Here is a 22,307-nt window from a genome sequence, read left to right on the forward strand (position 1 = left end):
TCCCCGCAGAGTCAGGACAGGGATGACTGGCCCGTCCATGCGGATTGCAGAAGCGCATTTTTTGCGACTTACATCGCACTTCAGCCTATATGTACCGCGTTCACACGCCGTTAACAATCATTTTAGACGCATTGCGGTTACTTTTTTAGCTAAAAGTTTTCACAAGTAAGAAACAAAACCGGCGAGATGTGCATCACTGCGGACAACGGCGGGGAAACCACTGCGCCCGATTAACGGGGCGCAGTGCGGGAACGTGAAGCGTAGAAAAAGAGCAACAGAGAGATTGTTGCGCAGAGTGCGATAGTGCCGACCATCGGCCAGGCGCTGTTAAAACTCACCAGCGACAGCAACGCACCGACAAACGCGCCGACGCCAAAACGCAGCGTGCCCGCCAGGGACGAGGCCGTGCCCGCCATGTGCGGGAACTCATCCAGGATCACCGCCATCGCATTCGATGAGACCATCGACACACAGCCGATAAACAGCGCGATCCCCATCACCAGCGGCAGGAAACCGAGGCTGAAAGCGCTGACAATCAGCAGCCAGATCCCCATGCAGAACTGAATCAGCAGGCCCAGCCGGAACATTGCCACCGGGCCAAAGCGGCGCACGGCGCGGCTGTTAATCAGCGTCAGCAGAAACAGAAACACCACGTTAAGGCCAAAGTAGTAGCCAAAGTTTTGCGGTGAGACGTGATTCAGCTCGATGTAAACAAAGGGGCCAGCATTGAGAAAGGTAAACAGCCCGGCAAAGGAGAAGCCGCTTGCCAGCATATAGCTGAACGCCCGCTTGTGGCGGAACAGGGTCACGAAATTGCCCAGCGTGGTGCGCAGGTGAAACCGCTGTCGCTGCTCCGGCTTCAGGGTTTCGCGGATCTGCGTGGTGACCAGCACCGTCGTCACCAGTGCCGCGCCCGCAAGCGCCCAGAAGATGGCATGCCAGCTCCAGAGCACCAGCAGCCAGCCCCCGATAATCGGGGCCAGCAGCGGCGCAATGGTGGTAATCAGCATCACAAAGGACATCATGCGCGAGAAGTCCTCTTTCGAGTAACTGTCACGCATCAGGGCATTAATCACCACACTGGCTGCGGCAGCCGACAGCCCGTGCAGGAAGCGCATCAGAATCAGCTGGTCGATGCTCTGCGACAGCGCACAGGCCGCGGCGGCACAGGCGAAGATCAGGGTGCCGAGTGCAATCACCGGCTTACGCCCATAGCTGTCTGCCAGTGGCCCATAGATAAGCTGGCCAATCGCGAAGCCAAGGATGTAGAGGTTAAGCGACATCTGCACGCTACCGGCTGACACACCGAACTCACGCGCAATCTGCGGCATCGCAGGCAGATACATGTCGATCGACAATGGCATCAGCATGGCTAACAGACCAAGGATGACAACCAGTCCTGTTGGCGAATTCTTTTCCTTACGCACACCCTCTCCTGCACAAATGAATCAGGTACGGGCCGCCTGGCCCGCCCGGTTATTTTGCCTGCAGCTCTTTTGGCAGACCGATACTGGCGATCTCGTCTTCTGTCAGCGCCCGGTATTCGCCCGGTTCCAGATCGTCGTCCAGCGCAATGTCACCGATACGTTCGCGATGCAGCTCAATGACCCGGTTGCCGACGGCGGCAAACATCCGTTTCACCTGGTGATAGCGGCCTTCGCTCAGGGTCAGCCGCACGTCTGTGGGGGTAATCACCTCCAGCTGTGCCGGTTTCGTCAGGTCCTTCTCATTGTGGAGCTGCACGCCCGCGGTAAACTGCGCGGCCGTATCGTCACCGAGCGGCGATTCCAGGGTGACACGATAGGTTTTCTCGCAGTGATGACGTGGCGAGGTAATGCGATGTGACCACTGGCCATCATCTGTCAGCAGCACCAGCCCGGTGGTGTCAATATCAAGACGCCCTGCCGCGTGCAGTTTGAATGACATTGGCTCTTCGATGAAATAGAGGATAGTCGGATGATCGGGATCGTCGGTTGAGCAGACGTAGCCCTGCGGTTTGTTCAGCATAAAGTAGCGTGGGCCGGTGAGCATCTGCAGCACGTTGCCGTCGTAGGCGACTTCGTGGTCGGGCAGCAGTTTAAACGCGGTGTCGCGTACCACTTCACCGTTGACGGTGACACGCTGACCACGGATCTCGCGATGAGCGATAGCGCGGCTGATTTCCAGTTGCTGAGAGATGAATTTGTCGAGTCGCATGAATTCGTTTTGCCTGTTACTGCGGAGGGAATCTGAAACGGCCTGGTTAACCGTTGAAAATGTGCGGGAAGTATAACGTGATCCGCGCCAGCCTGACAGCGCGTTTACCGCCCTTTCATGGCATAATTACCACCAGTTTTATAAAAGTGAGCAACATGTCTTTTACCTTACGCCCCTATCAACAGGATGCGGTGAATGCCACCGTGGCGCATTTCCGTCGCCATCAGGAGCCCGCCGTTATTGTGCTGCCAACCGGTGCCGGAAAAAGTCTGGTGATTGCCGAGCTGGCACGGCTGGCGCGTGGCCGGGTGCTGGTGCTGGCGCACGTCAAAGAGCTGGTGGCACAGAACCACAGCAAATATCAGGCTTACGGACTGGAGGCCGATATTTTTGCCGCCGGCCTGCAGCGCAAAGAGAGCCAGCGCAAAGTGGTGTTTGGCAGCGTACAGTCGGTGGCGCGTAACCTCGACCTGTTCGACAGCGCCTTCTCGCTGGTGATCGTCGATGAGTGCCACCGCATCGGCGATGACAAAGAGAGCCAGTATCAGCAGATCTTCAACCATCTGCGTCAGCACAATCCTCAGCTCCGTTTACTCGGCCTGACCGCCACGCCGTTCCGGCTGGGTAAAGGCTGGATTTATCAGTTCCACTATCACGGCATGGTACGTGGCGACGAAAAGTCGCTGTTCCGCGACTGCATTTATGAGCTGCCGCTACGCTATATGATCAAGCATCAGTTCCTGGTGCCGCCTGAGCGGCTGGATATGCCGGTGGTGCAGTATGATTTCAGCCGCCTGACGGCACAGTCTAACGGCCTGTTCAGCGAAGCCGATCTGAATCGCGAGCTGAAACAGCAGCAGCGCGTAACGCCCCATATCATCCGGCAGATTGTGGAGTTCGCTGAAGATCGGCTGGGGGTGATGATTTTCGCCTCAACGGTAGAGCATGCGCGGGAAATTCTGCAGCTGCTGCCTGAAAACAGCGCGCTGGTCTCTGCCGACACCCCCGCCCGCGAGCGTGATGCCCTGATTCTGGCGTTTAAAGCGCAGCAGCTGAAATTCCTGGTGAACGTGGCGGTGCTGACCACCGGGTTTGATGCTCCGCACGTGGATCTGATTGCGATCCTGCGCCCGACCGAGTCAGTGAGCCTCTACCAGCAAATCGTCGGCCGCGGGCTGCGGCTCTCGCCCGGTAAAACCGACTGTCTTATCCTGGATTATGCCGGTAATCCGCATGACCTTTTTACGCCCGAAGTCGGCGCGCCTAAAGGTAAGAGCGACAACCAGCCGGTGCAGGTTTTCTGTCCCGCCTGCGGTTTCGCCAACACCTTCTGGGGCAAGGCGACCGCCGATGGCATGGTGATTGAGCATTTTGGCCGACGCTGTCAGGGCGTGCTGGAAGATGATGAGGGTGAGCGCGAACAGTGTGATTTCCGCTTCCGCTTTAAAAGCTGCCCTGACTGTGGCGCAGAGAATGATATTGCCGCCCGGCGCTGCCATCAGTGCGACAAAATTCTGGTCGACCCGGACGATATGCTTAAAGCTGCCCTGAAACTGAAGGATGCGCTGGTGCTGCGCTGTGGCGGTATGACGCTGGAACAGGGCCGCGACGCCAAAGGTGAATGGCTGAAGGCAACTTATCATGATGAGGAAGGCACCAGCGTCAGCGAACGGTTTCGCCTGCAGACACCCGCCCAGCGTAAGGCGTTTGAACAGCTCTTTATGCGCCCGCATCAGCGCGCGCCCGGCGTACCGCTGGGCTGGCAGACCGCCGCTGACGTGCTGGCGTTGCAGCCCCTGCTGCGACATCCCGACTTTGTCGTGGCGCGCGCCAAAGGCCAGTTCTGGCAAATCCGCGAGAAAATGTTTGATTATCAGGGTCGTTATCGCCGCGCCAATGAGCTGCGGTAATCCCTGCTGGCGGGTATATCGTTTGCTACCACCTGGCATAACGGCTATACTGCCGCCCGCTTTTGCATGTGCATCAGCGGGATTGAATAACCTGCCTGTTACTGGGTCGCCTGTAGCAGGATTAAATAAAGAGATATATTAATGCTCACTATCAATGCAGTAGAACGTAAAGAGCAGGGTAAGGGTGCGAGCCGCCGCCTGCGTACAGCAAACCGTTTCCCGGCCATCATCTACGGTGGTTCTGAAGCGGCTGTTGCCATCGATCTGGATCACGACTCAGTAATGAACCTGCAGGCTAAGCCAGGTTTCTACGACGAAGTTCTGACCCTGTCAGTTGACGGCAAAGAAACTAAAGTGAAAGTTCAGGCTGTTCAGCGTCACCCGTTCAAGCCAAAACTGTTCCACATCGACTTCGTTCGCGCTTAATCGCGAATTACGTTGAAAAACAGAAGGGCCGGTTGAGAAACCGGCCCTTTTATTTTGTCGCTGATACACCAGGACAATCGACGTATCAGGCAACAGAGCCGGGCTAAGCCCGGCTTTTTTTATTTGCTGCTGGTACGGCGCTGGAGCTGATCGCGCAGATTAGGCGGTGTGCCCTTAATCGTCAGAGTGTCCGTGGCCGGATCCCAGAAAATGCGTTCACCCAGCAACATCGCATCAAAGTTCAGGGTCAGTCCCCCGCCGCTTCCGGCAAACTTTGTCAGCTGACGCAACGTGCTGCGATCCGCAGGGAAGCTCTCTTCCAGCTCGTAACCCTGCTCCTGGGTAAAGGCCTGAAAGGTTTTTTCGCCCAGCGGTGGCAGTTCGCTCGACAGATCTTCCAGCGCAATCTCTTCGCCCGCCTGCAGCTGCTCGTTGCAGTAGCTGTAAACCTGCTGGCGATAGTTCTGCCGCTCCTGCTTGTCCAGTTCCGATTCGTTGCAGTAGTCATCGACCGCCTGCAACAGACCGCGGTTCTGCGCCTTAGTGTCTAATCCCACTTCGGCTCCGAGGAAGTCCATAAAGAAGTCAGCGACCTTACGACCAACGCGGCCGCGCAGGAAGGTCAGGTAACGGGTCGATTCCGGGTTGGTTTCCCATTCGGTCAAGTCGATACGCGCTACGATGTCCGCATGATTGATATCGAGATAATGCGTGCTGCTGATATCCAGCTGCTCATTGACGCGCATGCTGGACTGGCTGTTCAGCACCGCAATCAGCAGGTACTCCACCGCCAGATAGCGATAGTGAATAAACAGCACCACGCCGCCTTCCGCAAACGGGTATTTTGCCAGCTCGTCGCGCAGACGACCGGTCGCGGCACGGCTAAAAGCGAGAAAATCATCGTTGCCCTTACGACAATTACGCAGCGCTTCTGCCAGTTCACTCTCAGCGTTGAACAGGCCATAGGCTTTGCTTTTTGCGCTGTAAACCCGGTGTAACTCTTCCACCATCGCGTTGACCGTGTTGGTGGCAGGCAGCAGCGAATCGCGCAGCGCCAGTTCAAGCTGGTTTTCATCGCGTTTGATTAACTGATGCAGGGCAATCTGGTCGATATCCAGACTCATGGTAGACTCTCCTTTTAGCACAGGCGCGTATTCAAACACCGCCAGCATCGGCTTTCAACTCCATGCTGAAAGCGAACGCGGTACTTTCGATAAAATTGCGGTAAAAAGTGCGCTGTTCCGGTAATATATCGCCTTTTGAAATGAGCTTAGACGACGATATGGCACAATCATCACGCTACAGTGACGAACGCGTGGAACAACTCCTCGCGGAAATGGCCCAAATCCTGCACAAGGATAAAGCCCCCACCGACCTCTCCCTGATGGTACTGGGAAATATGGTGACCAACTTAATTAACAGCGATGTCGCTCCGGCGCAACGTCGTTCACTGGCACGCTCTTTCGCCGATGCCCTTCAGGCATCTGTGCGCGACGACAATGCTCATTAATTGGCTGATTTGACTTCATAATATGGTAACCAACCGGCAGCGCTACCGCGAAAAAGTCTCCCAGATGATCAGTTGGGGGCACTGGTTTGCTCTGTTTAATATCTTATTCGCGCTGATTTTAGGCAGTCGCTACCTGTTGGTCGCCGACTGGCCTTCTTCGCTGGCGGGGCGTATCTACGCCTATACCAGCTGGGTTGGCCACTTCAGTTTTGTCGTGTTTGCCGCTTATCTGCTGATTATTTTCCCGCTGACCTTTGTGGTGATGTCGCAACGGCTGATGCGGGTGTTATCTGCGGTGATTGCGACGTCCGGGCTGACGCTGGTGATGGTCGACAGTGCGGTCTTCAGCCGTTTCCACCTGCACCTGAATCCGGTGGTGTGGGAACTGGTCATTAACCCCGATCAGAGCGAGATGGCGCGTGACTGGCAGCTGATGTTTATCAGCGTGCCGCTGATTTTCCTGGTCGAGATGCTGTTTGCGACCTGGAGCTGGCAGAAGCTGCGCAGCCTCAATCGCCGTTCATTTGGTAAACCTGTCGCAGCTCTGTTTATCAGCGCCTTCTTTGCCAGCCACCTGATGTATATCTGGGCCGATGCCAACTTCTATCGCCCGATTACCATGCAGCGAGCCAATCTGCCGCTCTCCTATCCGATGACCGCCCGCCGCTTCCTGGAACGTCACGGCTTGCTGGATGCGCAGGAGTATCAGCGCCGTCTGGTTCAGCAGGGGGATCCGGAAGCGCTGGCGGTAGAGTATCCGCTGAGCGACATTACTTTCCGTGACGCCGGGACACGCAATAACCTGCTGGTGCTGACCGTCGATGGTCTGAACAACGCCACGCTGGCCAAAGCGCTGCCGCAACTCAATCAGTTTGCCAGCGAGAACGTGCGTTTCACGCAGCACTACAGCGCGGGTGATACGCCGGAGAAAGGCTTATTCGGCCTGTTCTACGGTATCTCCTCCAGCTACATGAACGGCATTCTGGCCTCCCGGACGCCGTCTGCCCTGCTGGGTGCATTGAGTACCCAGGGTTATCAGTTTGGCCTGTTCTCCTCAGAAGGCTTTAATCCGCCGCTCTACCGCCAGGCGTTGCTGACCGATTATTCACTGCCTGCCACCAGCAGTCAGCCCAACGCCAGCACCGTGGGGCAATGGCAGAACTGGCTGGAGAAACAGAAAGATTCACAGGCGCCCTGGTTCTCATGGATCGCCCTGAACGGCCCTGATGTGACCGGCGACAGTGCCAAAGCGCGTCAGCGCAGCTATCTGCGTCAGGCTCCGGCTGTTGATGAACAGATTCACGCGGTGCTCAGCAGCCTGCAGGCACGTGATTTGCTGAAGAACACCGTCGTGGTGATCACCGCGCAGCGTGGTCTGGCGCTGGATGGCAATCCTGACAGTGCCGGAAACCGCCAGACGTTGCAGGTGCCGTTAGTGATTCACTGGCCTGACACCCCCGCGCAGACGGTTGATCGCCTTTCGGATCATCAGGATGTGATGGCGACGCTGATGCAGCGCCTGCTGCATGTGCGGACCAATCCGGTGAATTACTCGCAGGGTGAAGATCTGTTTGCAGCGCGTCGTCGCCATGACTGGGTCGCCAGCAGCGAAGAGAATAAACTGGTCATTACCACGCCGCAGGTGACGCTGGTGCTCAACAACAATGGCAGCTATCGCGCTTATGATGCGCAGGGCAACGCGCTTAAAGATCACAAGCCAGAGCTGGCATTGCTGTTGCAGGTACTCACCGAGGAGAAGCGGTTTATCGCTAACTGATTAATTATCAGGCAAATAGTTTGCGGGTATCTTGCATTCATGACGATAACCAGTAGACTTATCTTCCAGTGTTCGGCACGTAGCGCAGCCTGGTAGCGCACGGTCATGGGGTGTCCGGGGTCGGAGGTTCAAATCCTCTCGTGCCGACCAAATTCCCTGAAAAGCAGCCCAAAAGGCTGCTTTTTTCGTTTCTGTCGTCAGACTTTAACTTCCCTCGCGCGTCCAGCAATCCGATCTATACTTAAAAACGAGTGGGTAACAAGAGGAGAGTTCATGACAGTAATCGAAAAAGACGATCCAACCGAAGCACCTGAGTCCGGCGATAAGCAACCTTCCCCGCCAGACGAAAAGTAACCCACAGGGCCGCGTCTGACGCGGCCTTTCTCTGTCGCTGCTTCCCATTGCTTAATATTCAGATTAATCCCGAACGGGGTTAACATTCCTCATGTAATCATCAGGTTAAAGCTTGCAAAAAAGCCTGATCCGCCTCATAAAAGTAGCCACCCGCTGCGCTTTTTCATCAAACTGAAACAAAAATGTCACAGAAAATATCTACCCTGAACTCCCCAGAAATTGACGGATAATTTTTATGGCGATCAAAGCGAAAAGCCTGAAAGATGCAGAAGCGTTACTTCATTCAGGCATTAGCAAAGTGGAACTGGCGTATGACATTGGCAGCGACGATTTCTTTCGTCTGGCGAGCCACTGGTGCGACCGGGGTGCACGCATCAGCAGGGGTCACCACCATTTCGTTGTTTCTCTTAAAAGTTTTGCCATTCCTCCCAACGACTGATTGCGGCGGGCTGCTTGCCCTGAACCATCGCGCCTGATTAAATGCCTTTTTGGGTTCTGATGATGGTTTCGCATGCGCTATCCCGACCTGCCGCTGCCGCCTGTTGCAGGCGGCTTTATCCTTTCCTGTCATCTTAATCACAGCGATCCTTTGCTGGCGGTGAGTCACTTTGACCCACAAAAATATCATGACGCGCTGGCTGTCGAATGGGGTATTCCACTGCCCGCCCGACTGCAGCAGGCGGTCAATAAAAGACGTGCGGAATATCTTGCCAGCCGGTTACTTGCCCGGTCAGTAATGGCAGAACTGGGCATTGATGATTTCATTCTGACTAACGCTCCTGACCGATCTCCCCTCTGGCCTGCCGGCATTCAGGCGTCACTGTCACACAGTAGTGGTGTCGTCGTCGTGGCGGCTACCCGTCAGCCCTGCGCAGTTGGCATTGATGTCGAGCAGTTGATGTCAGAGACCACGGCACAGGAAACGGCAACGCTGCTGATGAACAAGCAGGAACAGCAGCTGTTGCGGACGCTGCCCGTCTCCTTCAGTGCGGCCGCCACCCTGCTCTTCTCGCTCAAAGAAAGCGTATATAAAGCGCTATGGCCACAACTGCATCAGCCGATGGACTTTCTGGATGCGGCACTGGTGTCCGTAGATTTCGCGCAGCAAAGTGCCATGCTGAGCCTGACTCAGCACGTCGGCGAGCGCTTTGCGAGGGGGACGTTACTGCAAGCGGACTTTATCTGGCAGGAGAATCAGGTCATCACCCTGATCACGCATCAGCTTTAAAAAACCGGCTAAACAAGGGTATTTAGCCGGGGTAAACACAGACGAAAGAAGACGTTTCAGGATGGCAGAAACCGACGTTTCTGCTGATTGCTAAAGTAGCCTGTCTGACGCGCAGCACGCCAGTGCGCTTTTCTGCTAAGTTTTGCCAGCTGCCGTCAAAGCCCGGTGTCGGTGCGCTTTACCGAGTCGAGCGTGGCGAGATCGCGCTCATTACCGGTCAGCTCCGTTAACTGGCCTTCGCGCATCTCCAGCAGCCGATCGGCATGAATGAAGTAATGATCGTCATGGCTGATGGCAAACACCGTTTTACCCGCCTGCTGCAACCACGGCAGCAGCTCGCGATAAAAGATGCGGCGAAAATGGGGATCCTGATCGGCCGCCCACTCATCCAGTAACAGCACATCGCGCTCTTCCGCCACCGCCAGCAGCAGTGCCAGTCGCTTACTCTGCCCTTTGGATAGCCGCAGGTTCAGCACTTTGTTGCCTTCAATTTTCAGCTTATCCTGCATCTTCAGCCGCTCCAGCCACTGCTGAACCAGCGCCGGATTAGCCGCAACCCCTTCCCGTCCGATTAACCGGTCAAACAGATGCAGGTCGGTAAAGACTGCCGAGAACTGGCTGCGCCACACATCCAGCTCGTCAGCCGTGATCGCTTTACCATCAAGCAGCAGCGTGCCGGACTGCGGCTGATAAAGTCCGGTCATCAGCATCGCCAGCGTCGATTTCCCGCTACCGTTGCCGCCAATCAGGAACACCAGTTCTCCCCGGCGCAGCGTCAGGTTAATTGGTCCCACCTGGAAGCCATTATCACCATAGTGAAAAGAGACGTCGCGCAGCTCCAGTGTCTGCCAGTCAGAGACGGCAGATGGGGCATGAAACCCGGGCTGATAAGGCGCGAGGTCAAAGGCGTTGAGCTTACGGAAAGCGACCTGGGCACTGAGCAACGTCGGTAACGCACCCACCGCCGAGAGCAGCGGCGTGCGTAAGAAAAGCAGCGTCAGGGAAAAGGTGGCGGCGACGGCGGTATTAGCCCAGCCCAGGCTGTTAGCCATAAAAAAGACCATGCCGATAGCGCCTAGCGTCATGATATTTGACCAGTTAACCGCACTGAGATGGTAAGTATCCGCGCGTACAATATGATGACGCCAGGCGCGGGCATCTTCCTGATACACGGTGTCATAGACCTGCTGTGCACGGGAGCGGTTAAGCTGCAGCTCTTTGCGCCCTTCAATCACCGTCTGGTAATCGCGATAGAGGTTATCTTCGATTTCCCGCAGCTTTGCCATGTGCTGATACACGCGTGAAACCAGCATCCAGCCGCCCACAAGCGTGACACCCAGCCAGAGACTGGTCACCAGCAGCATTTTGGGCGACAGCCAGGCGAGATAAATTGCCGAGCCAAGCGTAATGATGACGCCCTGAAACAGCTCCGGCAGGCGTACAAAGGCCAGCGTAATCGCCCGCACATCGCTGGTCAGTCCCGCCAGCAGCTGCGCACTGCCGAGTTGCTCGATGCGCTCAACCCGGGAATCGAGGATACGCTTAATAAACTCACCGCGCAGTCGCCAGACAAACTGATGGCCAAGCATCGTCAGCGCCAGCTGCGAGGCCAGCGTCACCGCCATCAGCACCACCAACTGCAACAGAAACTGCGGCAATACCGCAAAGGAGGTGTTAATGGCGACAATCATTTCGCGATTAATGAAGGCGATCATGCCGATACCCAGCACGGCGCTTATCAACGTCAGCGCAATCACCCCGAGAAAAGGCCAGCGGAACTGGCGAAAAACAACGCTTAACAACGTCATGCAGGCAATCCATCAGCTAAAAACAGCCTGCAGTGTAATGGGATGCCAAATGATAGCAATAGTTATTCTCACCACGCCATAACCGGCGTGGCGGGTCAAAAGGCGCGGCGAAACGTCAGGTTATAACGCCAGGGACCGGCCAGCGGATGAACGCCTGGCTTCAGCGGCAGGATGCCGTGATAACGCAGGCGCGACGGCCCGCCCCACACCACAATATCGCCATGTTCCAGCAGCACACGCTGAGTCGTGTCGCCGCGCTCGAAGCCGCCAAACTGGAAAACCGCCGGCAAGCCCAGCGACACCGAAACGATAGGCTGGCGCAGATCTTTCTCATCTTTATCCTGATGCAGCGTCAGCTTCGCGCCCGGTTCATAGCGATTAAGCAGGCAGGCATCCGGATTAAAGTCAGGAAATCCTGCCTCTGATGCCGCCTGCTTTGCCAGAGTACGAAACAGCGGTGGCATGGGTGGCCATTGACGTCCGTTGAGGTTGTCCTGCTGCTGATAATTGTAGCCACGTGAATCCACCGACCAGCCAAAATCGCCGCAGTTGGTCATCGCCACCGACATGCGATGGCCGCCGGGCGTAATGCGATGGGCAAACGGGTTCTGTTCCGCAATCGTCATTATCTGCTGATAAAGCGCTTCTGCCTCTTCGCGCGCGCGACGCCGCAGGATCACAGCTCCTTCAGCCAGCGGCTCCTGCCAGGGTTGCTCTTCACTAAAAAGATCTAACATCAGGGTTCTCCGGATTTGTCGGGGATCAGGAAGGCAGCAAACTGCGGCGACATCCAGCTGGCAAATTTATCGCCCTGCTTACTAATCAGATAGACCGCCAGATGCTCTTTTATCGCCAGTGCTTTGGCTTTTTCAGTGCCGAGTACCATCAATCCGGTATCCCAACCGTCGGCTTCCAGTGCCGTAGTGGCGATCACCGTGGCGGAGACCAGTTTATGCTCAATGGGCCGTCCGGTAACGGGATCGATCACATGAGAAATGCGCTTGCCGTCCAGTTCATAATAGTTGCGATAACTGCCGGAGGTGCTGATACCGTGTCCCTGCAGATCAACGCGCGCCTGAACCGCATTTTCGCGATCCGTCGGTTTCTGAATCGCCACACGCCACGGCTGCTGCTGCGCATTCAGACCACGACTCAGCACCGCACCCCCGACCGACACCAGATAGTTGTTGATGCCGAGCTGCTCCATCAGCCGCGCCAGATGATCGGTAGCGAAGCCCTCGCCCACCGTTGAGAGATCCACATAAAGGTCAGGCAGATCTTTCTGCAGCCACTGCCCGTCTGCACCCTGCACCACCCGCAGATGCTGTAACCCGGTCTGCGCCCGGGCGGCAGCGATCTGTGCCGCATCCGGCGTATGACCAGGCTGTTTCGTCGGCCCAAAACCCCACAGGTTAACCAGTGGCCCGACGGTGATATCCATCGCCCCGCCGGTTTGGCGGCCAATTCGCAAAGAGGTGATGACAATATCCGCCATATTTTCACTCACCGGCTGCGGTGACAGCTCCCGGCTCTGGTTGAAGCGCGATAGCACGGAATCGGCTTTCCAGGTTGAGAGTTCAGCATCATCCGCGTCCAGCCGCTGCTGAATGCGCTGCTGCAGCTCCGCTTTACGTTCGCTCTCTACTCCCGCCAGGCTCACACGCCAGACGGTCCCCATCGTTTTTCCTTCCAGTACCAGTGCGGTTGTTGCCGCTGGCTTATCACAGGCTGCTAACATCAGTACCAACATCGCTATAAACAGCAGATTAATCTGAGAACGCATCTTCCCTCACTTGTAACACTTTATTCAGCTCTGCTACAAAGCATAAACTTCGGGTAAATTAGCTTAAATAGCGTTGAATATTTTTCTGAATCACGAGAACATTCACCGGTCATCTATCCTGACCCCGCCTCCCGACAGGCGATAAACATTAATTCAAAGTAAGGAGCTACAGATGATTTATGCGATTCTCGTTATTGCCCTGGGTCTGTTTGTTTATGGAAGTTATAAAGTGGTCGAACAACGTCGTCATCGTCATATGACGCCTTCCCGGCCGCGCCATTAACAGGCCTGGCTGCACCTGATTGGGGCAATGCCTCTCTGACGCGCGCGGCAAGTGTACCAAAACGGGCGCGCCGTCTGTGGCTGTGAGAGCGGTAAAGCTGGCATGAATTCTGCACTGTTGAAACAGTGTTTATCTCTGAGAGGTGCAGAATGAAAAATTCACAGAAGTGGCCAACAGCATGGCATCACTGGCTGAGCTTTTCAGCCTTTACGCTGGCAGGTGTGGCATTTGAAGGTGCACGATTCGGCAGTGTTGTGTCGTCGGTAACAACAGCACCAGAACCCACAAAGTGGCAAAAGGCTGAAACGCTCAGCCCGGAAGGTGATGCAGGAGCGCAGCGGTAACTGCGCTCCCTGACAACTCAGAACATTTAGAACTGGTAAACCAGACCCAGTGCCACCACGTCGTCGGTATTGATACCGGCTGCGTCGGTGAAGGCGTTGTCGTCCAGCAGGTTGATCTGGTAATCAACATAGGTAGACATGTTTTTGTTGAAGTAGTACGTCGCGCCAACATCGATATATTTTTTCAGATTCTGTTTGCCCCAGTTCTGAACATCGGTGCCGCGTGAGGTGACATAGGCCAGGGATGGACGCAGGCCGAAGTCAAACTGATACTGTGCAACCAGTTCCCAGTTATCCGCTTTATCCGCATACCCGTAAGCTGAAGAGGCGTCACTGCTGTCACCAAAGCGGGTCGCATTGTAAGCACGTGAGTACATCGCTGCCAGATAGACATTGTTCGCGTCATATTTCAGACCGCCTGTGTACACTTCCGCTTTATCGCCGCGGCCAAGAATACCTGACGTTGCGCTGTTCTGATCATTGGTACGGTCAGACTGGAAAGCTGCTGCGCCAATGCCGAAGCCCTGACCCAGATCATAGGTGGTGCTCAGACCCCAGCCGTCGCCGTTCTGGCCCAGTACGTCGCGGCCATTAGGTGATTCGCTGCTGTTGCCATTCTTGCCCTGATACTGGACTGCAAAGTTCCAGCCATCCACCAGACCAAAGAAGTTATTGTTGCGGTAGGTCGCCATGCCGTTACCGCGCTGATACATGAAGTTATCCGCGCCATAGGTATCGCCACCAAACTCGGGCAGCACGTCGGTCCATGCGCCGATGTCGTAGGCTACGCCGTAGTTACGACCGTAGTCGAACGAGCCTGCATCCCCAAATTTCACGCCGGCAAAGCCGACACGGGTGAAGCTGTCAGCAGTGCCCTGAGACTCGGCGTTGTTCAGCGCGGCCTGATATTCCCACTGGCCGTAACCGGTCAGCTCATTGCTGATTTCGGTTTCACCTTTGAAGCCGAAGCGAACGTAGGATTGGTCGCCGTCAGAGCTGTCGTTATCAGAGAAGTAGTGCAGACCGTCAACTTTACCGAAGAGGTCTAATTTGTTGCCGTCTTTGTTATAGATTTCAGCTGCGTTTGCTGATCCTGCTGCAACCAGCAATGCAGGGATCACCAGGGAGAGAACGCGACGTTTCATTTTATTACCCTCTGTTATGTGCCTTTATTATTTGCCACTGCGAACTGAATGATTAAAAATTCAGCCGGCAGGCCATTGTTGTTATATAACGGGCAATAATCCACCAGGAAAATGCTACTAATTTTCCAAAAGTGTTTCATAAGTCGAAACAGTTATTTCTTAATGTAAATATCGGGGAACTAATAACCAGCACGGATCGATAAAAATCAGCGCACGAATCGTCAATCTCAATTGGTATTCTTTGTTATCAACAGGTTGCATCAGACCTTTCTGAAGCACTGAATGATAAAACTTTTGCGGGATCTGGTAATAGAATAGACCCCGCTATCATCATTTATTCCATTATTACCTTCATTCTCCCCGAATGAGATGTACAACTTATTATTTCCCGCCGGACAAATCGTCCGGCATTTTTTTGCCTGCAATTTGCCGTTCCGTTATATGCACGTAAACTTTCTTAAGCGGGTTAAATTAACTACGTCTTATTTCCGCACAGAGTGTTAAATTGCGCACGCTTTGCACATGGAATGATGAAATATCCGCCATGTTAATTTATCACCGTAATTAAGCAGGCGGATAGTGGGGATGCTGCTGATTGTCAGCGCTCGCGTAGCGATTCTTTGACTTTATTCAGCGGCTTAATCAGATAGTCCATGACCGATTTCTGACCGGTTTTAATCTCCACGTTGGCCACCATACCCGGCACAATCGGGAATTTTCGTCCGGCACGGTTGGTCAGCTCCGCTTTCTGGGTACGAACGTAAACACGATAGTAATATTGATCGCGTTTTACCTCATCCTGCAGGGTATCGGGCGACACCGTTTCAACTTCGCCGGGCAGGTCGCCATAGATAGAAGAGTCATAGGCGGTCACTTTTACGGTGGCGGCCAGACCGGGGCGGATATAGGCGATATCACGTGGATTGATGCGCGTCTCAATCAGCAGCTGATCCTCCAGCGGCACGATTTCCATCAGCTTACCGCCTGGCTCCAGTACGCCACCGACCGTGGTGACCTGAATATCTTTGACGATGCCGCGTACCGGCGAGTAGAGCGTAGCACGCGTCAGCTGATCCTCTTTGCCCGCAGCAACCTGCAGTTGTGCATCCAGTTCGGCATTGTTTTTCACCTGCTCTTCATGGGCACGCACCAGATAGTCGTTACGCGCCTCATCAATTTTACCGCGCAGATCGCTGACCTGACGGCGCAGACGAATCACCTCGACCTGTCCTGCCGCGCCCTTAGCCACCAGCGGTTCCGTCAGCCGCAGTTCATCCTGTACCAGTTTCAGCGACTGCTGCAGGTTACTGATGGTTTCAGTGAGATTACGACGACGCGATTCGTAGAGCTGCCGTTCGCGCGTGACCAGGTTCGGCTCCTTCAGGGTTTCGGCGCTGAACGTCAGCGGCGTGCCCGACAACTCCGCCTCAAGCCTTTCGGATGAGGCACGCAGCGTGCGCACTTTGGCCTGCGCTTCGCCAAAGTTGGACTGGAAGCGCGTCGGATCGAGCGTCGCCAGCACCTGCCCTTTCTCAACAATATCGCCCTCATGCACATTCAGCTGTTTGACGATGCCGCCGTCCAGGCTGTCAATCACCTGCGCGCGGCTGGAAGGTGTTACCTTACCTGTGCCGACGGTCACCTCATCCAGAATGGCGAAGTGCGCCCAGATAAGAAAAATCGCCAGCGCGGCGGTGCAGAGCCAGATAATTGCCGATGTCCGGCGCTCATGACGGGCAAGATCTTTATCAACAATAACCAGACTCATGCAGCATCTCCTTTCCCTGGCGTCGCTGGCGTCGTCGCACGGCGCAGGATCTCGTCACGCGGACCATCGGCCACAATCCGGCCGTTATCCATCACCACAATCCGATCAACCATCTTCAGCAGCGCCGGGCGATGCGTCACCAGCACCAGCGTCCGGCCACTGATCCAGCCCTGTAGCTGACGGATCACATGTTCCTCCAGCTGTTCATCCATGGCCGCAGTCGGCTCATCCAGCAGCACCACCTGCGGCTGCCGCAGGATCATCCGGCTCAGCATCACCATCTGACGCTGCCCGCCTGACAGCCCGCGTCCGCCTTCATTGATAATACGATCCAGACTGGCAGCATCCTGCTGGACCAGCGACAGCGCGCCGCTGATGCGCAGCGCCTGCAGCATCTCCTGTTCGCTGGCGTGGGGATTACCCAGCATCAGGTTCTGCCGCAGCGTGCCAAAGAAGAGACGGGAATCATGCGACAGCCAGCCGAGCTGACGGCGTAAATCGACAGGATCGATACGCTCAATGTCGACGCCATCGACAATGACCTTGCCCTGAGTGGCCTGCGCCTGACCGGCCAGGATCTTCAGGAGCGTCGACTTCCCTGCCCCGACTTTGCCCAGAATGGCAATCTTCTCGCCGGGCTTGATCTGCAGCTGCTGCACGTGGAGCACATTTTTTTCATTCTCTTCGTCATAGCTGTAATGGACATTGCGCAGATCGTACTGGCCGGTAAGCGTCGGACAGTGCGCCAGCGTGGCGGCTTCAGGCTGATCGAGCGGCTTTTTCAGCAGCTCATCTAGCCCTTTCATCGCCATTTTGGCGTGCTGCCAGCGTGAGAAAACCATGGTCAGCTGCATTAATGGGGCGATGGTGCGGGATGAGAGCAGGCTACAGGCAACCAGCGTACCGGTGGTGATTTGCGAATCGAGCACCAGATAGACACCAAACACCAGCATTCCGGCATAAGTGAGCTGCTGCACGGTCGATGCCCAGCCGGTAAGGCGTGCGCCCCATAACCGCTGCTGATTGCTGATTGAAGCGCTGACTTCGTGGGTCTGTTCCCACTGACGCTGGAAATAGGGTTCTGCCTGCAGCGCCTTGATATCCTCAATCCCTTCGATGGTTTCCACCAGCATCGCATTGCGCAGCGCGCCCTCGCGCAGCCCCTCTTTGGCCAGCCGCGCCATCGGGATCTGCACCAGCAGGCCGGGAATAACGATCAGCGGGATCGCCGCCAGCGGGATCAGCACCAGCCAGCCGCCCACAAACGACATGATAAACAGGAACAGGATGACAAACGGCAGATCGGCTGCTGCACCCACCGTGGTTGAAGTCAGCAACTCACGCACCTGGTCGATCTCACGCAGCTGCGAAATAAAGGAGCCGGTCGATTTTGGCCGCGCCTCATTACGGATGCTCATCGCCCGGGCAAACAGCATGGCGGAGACTTTGAGGTCGATGCGTTTGCCCATTAAGTCTGACACCTGAGTTCGCATCAGCCGGATCACATACTCAATGGCTGCGGCGATCAGCACCCCGACAAACAGTACCCACAGCGTGGACTGCGACTGCGCCGGAATCACCCTATCGTAGACCTGCATCGAAAAGAGAATACCGGCCAGCGCCAGCACATTGCTGATCACCGAGGCCAGCGAGATCTCGGTAATACGGCGACCCATGCCACGAAAGTTTTTCCAGAACCAGTGCGGCTCATAGGGCTGAACAAATTCGTCGATACGCGCATCCCGGCCACGCGCCGCCACGCCAATCACGCCGACATCGCCCTGAGCGCGCGTCAGCAGTTCCGATAAGGCGCTTTCGCGCACCACATCGCCGCCTTCACTGAGCCAGTAGCGTGCGCTGCCGTCAGAATCGATATTCTCCAGCACCGCCACGCTGGCATTTTCCAGCACCAGCACCACCGGGGTGATCTCCTGACGCCAGCGCAGTTTGTTCTGCGGCACCATGGTCAGATGCAGTCCGAGCAGCCCGGAAAGCCGCTCCAGCTGCTGCGACACTGGCAGATGTTCAAACCAGCGCATCTGCTGACGCAGGGTTTTACCATCGGCAGGTTTACCGAATCGCGCGGCGACGCGCAGCATGGCGGCAATCCAGTTATCGGTATTCAGGGTTGAAGTACTCATTATTTATGCCTTATCGCTATTGCAGCGAAGGAAGGAGATCGCCGCTGCTTTGCTGGCGATCGATACCCATGATATCGAGCAGATTGTCTACCGCGGCGGCATAGCGCACGGTGGCGTCCCAGCCATCGTAAAGCGCGGTGATACGTGAGCTGTCGGCCTGAAACACATCCTGTTCCACGCTCAGCAGGTCGTTCAGGCTGCGCTTACTCAGACGATATTCATCGGCGTAGACATTACGGGTATGGTCGGCGCTGGCCAGCTGCACTTCTCCGGCGGCCTGCCGCTGCTGTGCCCCGATCATGTCGGCATAGGCAGTCGAGGCGTTCTGATTGATGGCAAGTTTGGCCTGCTGCACCGCAGCCTGTGCCGCTTCGCGATCGCCCTCCGCTGACTCAGTTTTGGCATTTACCATGCCGCCCTGATAAAGCGGCGCTTCCACCTGCAGCTGCACTTCATCATCCCAGTAAGACGAACGATCGTTTTCATAGCGGGTCCGGCCCGCCTGCACTTTGATGGTCGGCCAGTGACCGGACTGAGCCTGGCGCACCCGCTCACGGGCAGCTTCCTGTTTAGACTGCGCGCTGCGTACTGCGGCGCTGCTTTCATAGGCAATTTTGTCGAGGGTTATCTGCTGTTTCAGCAGCGCCTGAGGCAGTTCGGGCAGCGTGGCGGGCACGACACCGGTCAGCACGGTCAGCTGCGCGGTGGCAGAACGCAGCTGGGCGCGATATTGCTCCAGCGTGGCCTGCATCGCGGCGATGCGGGTTTCCGCCTGCAAAACATCTGACTGGGAATTGAGTCCGGCATCGGCACGCAGTTTTGCGATATCCCGTACCCGCTGCAGCGAGGCGATATTGGTGTGCGCCGTTTCAGACAGCGCCTGGTAGCGTTTGACTTCGAGGTAGGCCTGCAGCGTATCTTCCGCCACGGTCGTCATCGAATCGAACAGGCCGAAACGATAAGCCTCTGACAGGGCATGCTGTTCATCAATGGCGCTGCCGGTGCGGCCAAAGTCGTAAAGCAGCTGACTGAGCGTGATACCGCCGGAGCCATTATTGTTCAGACTGCCGGCTGAGTCGGTCTGGTGAGAGCGTCCCGCGGCACCCTGCAGTGAGATCTGCGGATACCAGGCGCTGCGGGCGGCATCCAGATCCCCCTCACCGACGTGGATCTGTGCCGCCGCTTCCGAGATTTTCGGATTGCGGGCAAAGGCCCGGAGAATGGCGTCGCGCAGCGTTAAGCTGGCAATCTGTTCTTCGGTTGGCGCGGCGCGCCAGTTAAATTCGGCTTTCGGTAACGGTGCGGCAAAGGCCGCGGGCACTGCCACGCCACTCAGGGCGCACAACAAAAAAGTTAATCGCGCTTTGTTCATTATCCATACCAGCAAGGGTTCTTATCATCATGGTGTTTTTCCTGGTGAACAAAGCGAGCAAAAAGGGGTGTATCTCAGAGCCAGACCGTTTTATTGCGTTATTTTATTTATGGTTCGCAAGCGGCGACGCTAAACGAACTTTAACATTATTAGATCATATTCCGCGCTTATTCCTGCTAAAAACAGATGAATTCTTTAATATTTATCCTTTATGGATGAAAAACAACCAGCAAAGCAATCCATGCCAATCCAGACAGGCTTAACAGACCTGTCCGGAAGGTAGTGATTTTACTAATGTGTTGGTGTCAGACTATCGGCTGTGCTGCAGGATGCTGCAACAGATGATCGGCAAGGGTGTAAGAAACATCGGAGAAGAGATGACTCTCCTGCGGTACGGCAGAAGCCGTGGAGGCGTGCGCCACGTGCGCGGTCTCCGCCTGCTGGGTCAGCGTGACGGTTTCCAGCAGGTTATCCACCGTCTGATCCGCCATCAGGCTGGCCGTTTCGGTATGCGATACCACCTGCACCGTCTGACTGGCCGTGGCCAGATTACCGGCACTGTCTTTACCGCTGACCGTCATCTGGTACTCACCATCATCCAGCGGCGCCAGCTCCCCGGCCAGAATGGTCAGTGCCCAGCCACCATCCGCTTTTACGCTGGCGCTGTAGTGTTGATCGCCCAGCGTTAATTCTACCAGGCTGCCCGGTTGCAGATGGCTGGAGCTGCCCTGGATCAGATGCCAGCTGTTCACATCGGCGGCATCAATTTTGTTGTCATCAAAGGCGGTGTCCAGCGTCAGAGTTGGCCGCTGATGCACGGCCACGGTAAAGAGGGAGTCCCAGTTCTGCGTGTCGCTGTTGCCGTACTGATCCTGGCGATGAAAAGTAGCGGCGACAGGACCATCCGGCAGCGCCATCAGCTCGCCGGAGGTAAGCGTCACCATGCCCTGCGCATCGGGCTGGTAGGTTTTGCCGTTGATCTCCAGCGTGTTGCAGCCCTCAACGTAGAAGCTCAGATCGTGCTGCGCCTCCTGATAGTTAAGCGTCATGTCATCGCCCAGATCCATTTCGGTGTAGATCGGAATAAAGCCGGTGTGGATATTCAGCTCATGCGTGGCATCCGTGTAGTTATTGGCCCCGTCGATCGACCAGGCGCGGATCTCGCCAATATTAATAAAGTCGTGCACATCCGCCGCCGGGATCACCACCTGCCAGTGGCCATCCTCGCCTATTGTGGCAGCATAATCTTTCTGGTTGGCACCGGTAATCACCAGCCGGTGACCCGGCATCACGGTAGAGAGCGTGCCGCTCAGCAGCAGATCCTGCTGGGTTTCTGCCAGATTAATCACGTCGTCCGACGTGATCTTATCAAAGGTAATTTTTGGCAGGCTACTCAGGTGGGTAATCAGCGTCAGGTCGTGATAGTCGGTTACGGTTTTTCCATTCGGATCGGTCGCCGTCACTTTGAGGCTGTAGACGCCATCCTGCAGCGCCTGCATATCGCTTTCCTGGAAAGTGCCATACCACTTGCCGTCGCTTTCCATGTGGGCAGTGGTGGTCTGCGTGCCCAGGGTTAATTTCAGCACTGACCCCGCCGGCAGGTGTGTTGCGCTGCCGCTGATTTCAACGCCGTAAATGCTCTCAGCAATATTTACCGCGTTGTCGCCACTGACCGTGTCTACTGTCAGGGTCGGTTTGATAGTGCGATCAACATAGAGACCAAAATCGACATCGGTAGTGGTGCTGTGGCCCGCTTTATCGGTGATGGTCAGCGCCAGACTGTGATTGCCATCCGGCACGCCTTTCAGGGCATCAGCCGGCATGGAGGCGTTCCAGTAGCCCCACTTGTTAACGGTGCTGTGCCAGCTCTGGTCGTTAAACGTCAGCGTGACCGTTGAGCCCGCTTCGCCTTCAGCCCGGCCACGCAGATGCACCGGCTTTTGCGCCTCCCAGGCGGCAATGACGCCATCTCTGGCAATCGGTTCATAGGGGCGCAGAGCAGCGAGTGACGTACTCTCAACCGCGCTAAGCGCCAGGGCACTGTAGTTGAGCGGACTGCTATGCGGTAACTCCGCAGAGAGAGGGGTGACGGGCAGATTGAGACTCTGCGTGGCCACGGGAATAATGGCGGGCAGCGCGCTGTCGGCGACAGCAAAGTCGCTCACCGCCGTCTGGAAAATAGATTCGAACCGGACGGAACGAAGCGTATCGCGTGTTGACATAGGTAACCTCAGTTCAGAACAGAAACGCAGACTAAAACGC

19 protein-coding genes and 1 tRNA gene are annotated in these 22,307 nt (G+C 56.0%); 9 read left to right on the forward strand and 11 right to left on the reverse strand.

What is annotated here, in order from left to right; translation table 11 throughout:
* Positions 1-230: 230 nt before the first annotated feature.
* Positions 231-1,427 carry a Bcr/CflA family multidrug efflux MFS transporter gene (locus FA92_RS11935; RefSeq protein ID WP_013358537.1) on the reverse strand — a complete coding sequence of 399 codons (1,197 nt, stop codon included), beginning with the start codon at positions 1,425-1,427 and terminating at the stop codon, positions 231-233.
* 49 nt (positions 1,428-1,476) lie between these two features.
* On the reverse strand, positions 1,477-2,196 hold the full coding sequence (gene rsuA, locus FA92_RS11940; protein ID WP_033783707.1) for a 16S rRNA pseudouridine(516) synthase RsuA: 720 nt from the start codon (positions 2,194-2,196) through the stop codon (positions 1,477-1,479).
* 155 nt (positions 2,197-2,351) lie between these two features.
* On the opposite strand from rsuA, the gene FA92_RS11945 reads away from it, so the two are divergent.
* Together FA92_RS11945 and rplY are read left to right on the forward strand one after the other, a co-directional pair.
* Entirely contained in the window at positions 2,352-4,106 is a 1,755-nt protein-coding gene (locus FA92_RS11945) for a DEAD/DEAH box helicase family protein (protein ID WP_013358539.1), read from the forward strand.
* Between the two features lie 141 nt (positions 4,107-4,247).
* The gene (rplY, locus tag FA92_RS11950; RefSeq protein ID WP_013358540.1) at positions 4,248-4,532 is read left to right on the forward strand and encodes a 50S ribosomal protein L25; all 285 of its coding nucleotides are present in this window, start codon (positions 4,248-4,250) and stop codon (positions 4,530-4,532) included.
* Positions 4,533-4,651: 119 nt separating this feature from the next.
* On the opposite strand, the gene yejK is transcribed toward rplY, so the two are convergent.
* Positions 4,652-5,656: a nucleoid-associated protein YejK gene (gene yejK / locus FA92_RS11955; protein ID WP_013358541.1), complete on the reverse strand. Its 1,005-nt coding sequence runs from the start codon at positions 5,654-5,656 to the stop codon at positions 4,652-4,654.
* A 158-nt stretch (positions 5,657-5,814) separates the two neighbouring features.
* On the opposite strand from yejK, the gene FA92_RS11960 reads away from it, so the two are divergent.
* The 5 genes from FA92_RS11960 to FA92_RS11980 all read left to right on the forward strand — a co-directional run bounded on the left by FA92_RS11960 (position 5,815) and on the right by FA92_RS11980 (position 9,401).
* Positions 5,815-6,042: a YejL family protein gene (locus FA92_RS11960; protein ID WP_010248348.1), complete on the forward strand. Its 228-nt coding sequence runs from the start codon at positions 5,815-5,817 to the stop codon at positions 6,040-6,042.
* A gap of 22 nt (positions 6,043-6,064) precedes the next feature.
* Positions 6,065-7,819, forward strand: coding sequence for an LPS biosynthesis-modulating metalloenzyme YejM (gene yejM / locus FA92_RS11965; protein WP_033783708.1), 1,755 nt, complete (start codon positions 6,065-6,067; stop codon positions 7,817-7,819).
* Positions 7,820-7,892: 73 nt separating this feature from the next.
* Positions 7,893-7,969: transfer RNA gene (locus tag FA92_RS11970), tRNA-Pro, on the forward strand.
* Positions 7,970-8,408: 439 nt separating this feature from the next.
* The gene (locus FA92_RS11975) at positions 8,409-8,612 is read left to right on the forward strand and encodes a hypothetical protein (protein ID WP_003854174.1); all 204 of its coding nucleotides are present in this window, start codon (positions 8,409-8,411) and stop codon (positions 8,610-8,612) included.
* Positions 8,613-8,684: 72 nt separating this feature from the next.
* Positions 8,685-9,401 carry a 4'-phosphopantetheinyl transferase superfamily protein gene (locus FA92_RS11980; protein WP_033783709.1) on the forward strand — a complete coding sequence of 239 codons (717 nt, stop codon included), beginning with the start codon at positions 8,685-8,687 and terminating at the stop codon, positions 9,399-9,401.
* A 155-nt stretch (positions 9,402-9,556) separates the two neighbouring features.
* On the opposite strand, the gene FA92_RS11985 is transcribed toward FA92_RS11980, so the two are convergent.
* The 3 genes from FA92_RS11985 to apbE all read right to left on the reverse strand — a co-directional run bounded on the left by FA92_RS11985 (position 9,557) and on the right by apbE (position 12,992).
* Positions 9,557-11,209, reverse strand: coding sequence for a multidrug ABC transporter permease/ATP-binding protein (locus tag FA92_RS11985; RefSeq protein ID WP_033783710.1), 1,653 nt, complete (start codon positions 11,207-11,209; stop codon positions 9,557-9,559).
* A 95-nt stretch (positions 11,210-11,304) separates the two neighbouring features.
* Positions 11,305-11,946: a DNA oxidative demethylase AlkB gene (alkB, locus tag FA92_RS11990; RefSeq protein WP_033783711.1), complete on the reverse strand. Its 642-nt coding sequence runs from the start codon at positions 11,944-11,946 to the stop codon at positions 11,305-11,307.
* Positions 11,946-12,992, reverse strand: a complete 1,047-nt coding sequence (gene apbE, locus FA92_RS11995; RefSeq protein WP_033783712.1) for an FAD:protein FMN transferase ApbE — start codon at positions 12,990-12,992, stop codon at positions 11,946-11,948. Before apbE ends, alkB begins: the two co-directional genes overlap by 1 nt.
* A gap of 172 nt (positions 12,993-13,164) precedes the next feature.
* Between apbE and FA92_RS23485 the strand changes: the two genes are divergently transcribed.
* Both FA92_RS23485 and FA92_RS22710 read left to right on the forward strand, forming a co-directional pair.
* Positions 13,165-13,275, forward strand: a complete 111-nt coding sequence (locus FA92_RS23485; protein ID WP_013358547.1) for a hypothetical protein — start codon at positions 13,165-13,167, stop codon at positions 13,273-13,275.
* Positions 13,276-13,424: 149 nt separating this feature from the next.
* Entirely contained in the window at positions 13,425-13,619 is a 195-nt protein-coding gene (locus FA92_RS22710) for a hypothetical protein (RefSeq protein ID WP_072008977.1), read from the forward strand.
* A 26-nt stretch (positions 13,620-13,645) separates the two neighbouring features.
* Here the strand turns inward: FA92_RS22710 and ompC are convergent, their stop codons facing one another.
* From ompC to FA92_RS12020, 5 genes are all read right to left on the reverse strand, one after another.
* Complete coding sequence (ompC, locus tag FA92_RS12000) at positions 13,646-14,764, reverse strand: porin OmpC (RefSeq protein ID WP_033783713.1); 1,119 nt, start codon at positions 14,762-14,764, stop codon at positions 13,646-13,648.
* Positions 14,765-15,362: 598 nt separating this feature from the next.
* Positions 15,363-16,532 (reverse strand): HlyD family efflux transporter periplasmic adaptor subunit, encoded by a 1,170-nt coding sequence (locus FA92_RS12005; RefSeq protein WP_013358550.1) that lies wholly within the window; start codon positions 16,530-16,532, stop codon positions 15,363-15,365.
* On the reverse strand, positions 16,529-18,673 hold the full coding sequence (locus tag FA92_RS12010) for a type I secretion system permease/ATPase (protein WP_033783714.1): 2,145 nt from the start codon (positions 18,671-18,673) through the stop codon (positions 16,529-16,531). Before FA92_RS12010 ends, FA92_RS12005 begins: the two co-directional genes overlap by 4 nt.
* Before the next feature lie 16 nt (positions 18,674-18,689).
* Complete coding sequence (locus FA92_RS12015) at positions 18,690-20,045, reverse strand: TolC family outer membrane protein (protein WP_013358552.1); 1,356 nt, start codon at positions 20,043-20,045, stop codon at positions 18,690-18,692.
* A 305-nt stretch (positions 20,046-20,350) separates the two neighbouring features.
* The gene (locus FA92_RS12020) at positions 20,351-22,267 is read right to left on the reverse strand and encodes an Ig-like domain-containing protein (RefSeq protein ID WP_033783715.1); all 1,917 of its coding nucleotides are present in this window, start codon (positions 22,265-22,267) and stop codon (positions 20,351-20,353) included.
* Positions 22,268-22,307 lie beyond the last annotated feature (40 nt).

Origin of the sequence: Pantoea sp. 9140, from assembly GCF_000745295.1 — a bacterium.
GTDB classification, from domain to species: Bacteria; Pseudomonadota; Gammaproteobacteria; order Enterobacterales; family Enterobacteriaceae; genus Pantoea; species Pantoea vagans.

Coding starts and splice junctions, on each gene's coding strand:
- rsuA (WP_033783707.1), bottom strand. CDS start 2,196: ATGCGACTCGACAAATTCATCTCTCAGCAACTGGAAATCAGCCGCGCT.
- FA92_RS11945 (WP_013358539.1), top strand. CDS start 2,352: ATGTCTTTTACCTTACGCCCCTATCAACAGGATGCGGTGAATGCCACC.
- rplY (WP_013358540.1), top strand. CDS start 4,248: ATGCTCACTATCAATGCAGTAGAACGTAAAGAGCAGGGTAAGGGTGCG.
- yejK (WP_013358541.1), bottom strand. CDS start 5,656: ATGAGTCTGGATATCGACCAGATTGCCCTGCATCAGTTAATCAAACGC.
- FA92_RS11960 (WP_010248348.1), top strand. CDS start 5,815: ATGGCACAATCATCACGCTACAGTGACGAACGCGTGGAACAACTCCTC.
- yejM (WP_033783708.1), top strand. CDS start 6,065: ATGGTAACCAACCGGCAGCGCTACCGCGAAAAAGTCTCCCAGATGATC.
- FA92_RS11975 (WP_003854174.1), top strand. CDS start 8,409: ATGGCGATCAAAGCGAAAAGCCTGAAAGATGCAGAAGCGTTACTTCAT.
- FA92_RS11980 (WP_033783709.1), top strand. CDS start 8,685: ATGCGCTATCCCGACCTGCCGCTGCCGCCTGTTGCAGGCGGCTTTATC.
- FA92_RS11985 (WP_033783710.1), bottom strand. CDS start 11,209: ATGACGTTGTTAAGCGTTGTTTTTCGCCAGTTCCGCTGGCCTTTTCTC.
- alkB (WP_033783711.1), bottom strand. CDS start 11,946: ATGTTAGATCTTTTTAGTGAAGAGCAACCCTGGCAGGAGCCGCTGGCT.
- apbE (WP_033783712.1), bottom strand. CDS start 12,992: ATGCGTTCTCAGATTAATCTGCTGTTTATAGCGATGTTGGTACTGATG.
- FA92_RS23485 (WP_013358547.1), top strand. CDS start 13,165: ATGATTTATGCGATTCTCGTTATTGCCCTGGGTCTGTTTGTTTATGGA.
- FA92_RS22710 (WP_072008977.1), top strand. CDS start 13,425: ATGAAAAATTCACAGAAGTGGCCAACAGCATGGCATCACTGGCTGAGC.
- ompC (WP_033783713.1), bottom strand. CDS start 14,764: ATGAAACGTCGCGTTCTCTCCCTGGTGATCCCTGCATTGCTGGTTGCA.
- FA92_RS12005 (WP_013358550.1), bottom strand. CDS start 16,532: ATGAGTCTGGTTATTGTTGATAAAGATCTTGCCCGTCATGAGCGCCGG.
- FA92_RS12010 (WP_033783714.1), bottom strand. CDS start 18,673: ATGAGTACTTCAACCCTGAATACCGATAACTGGATTGCCGCCATGCTG.
- FA92_RS12015 (WP_013358552.1), bottom strand. CDS start 20,045: ATGAACAAAGCGCGATTAACTTTTTTGTTGTGCGCCCTGAGTGGCGTG.
- FA92_RS12020 (WP_033783715.1), bottom strand. CDS start 22,267: ATGTCAACACGCGATACGCTTCGTTCCGTCCGGTTCGAATCTATTTTC.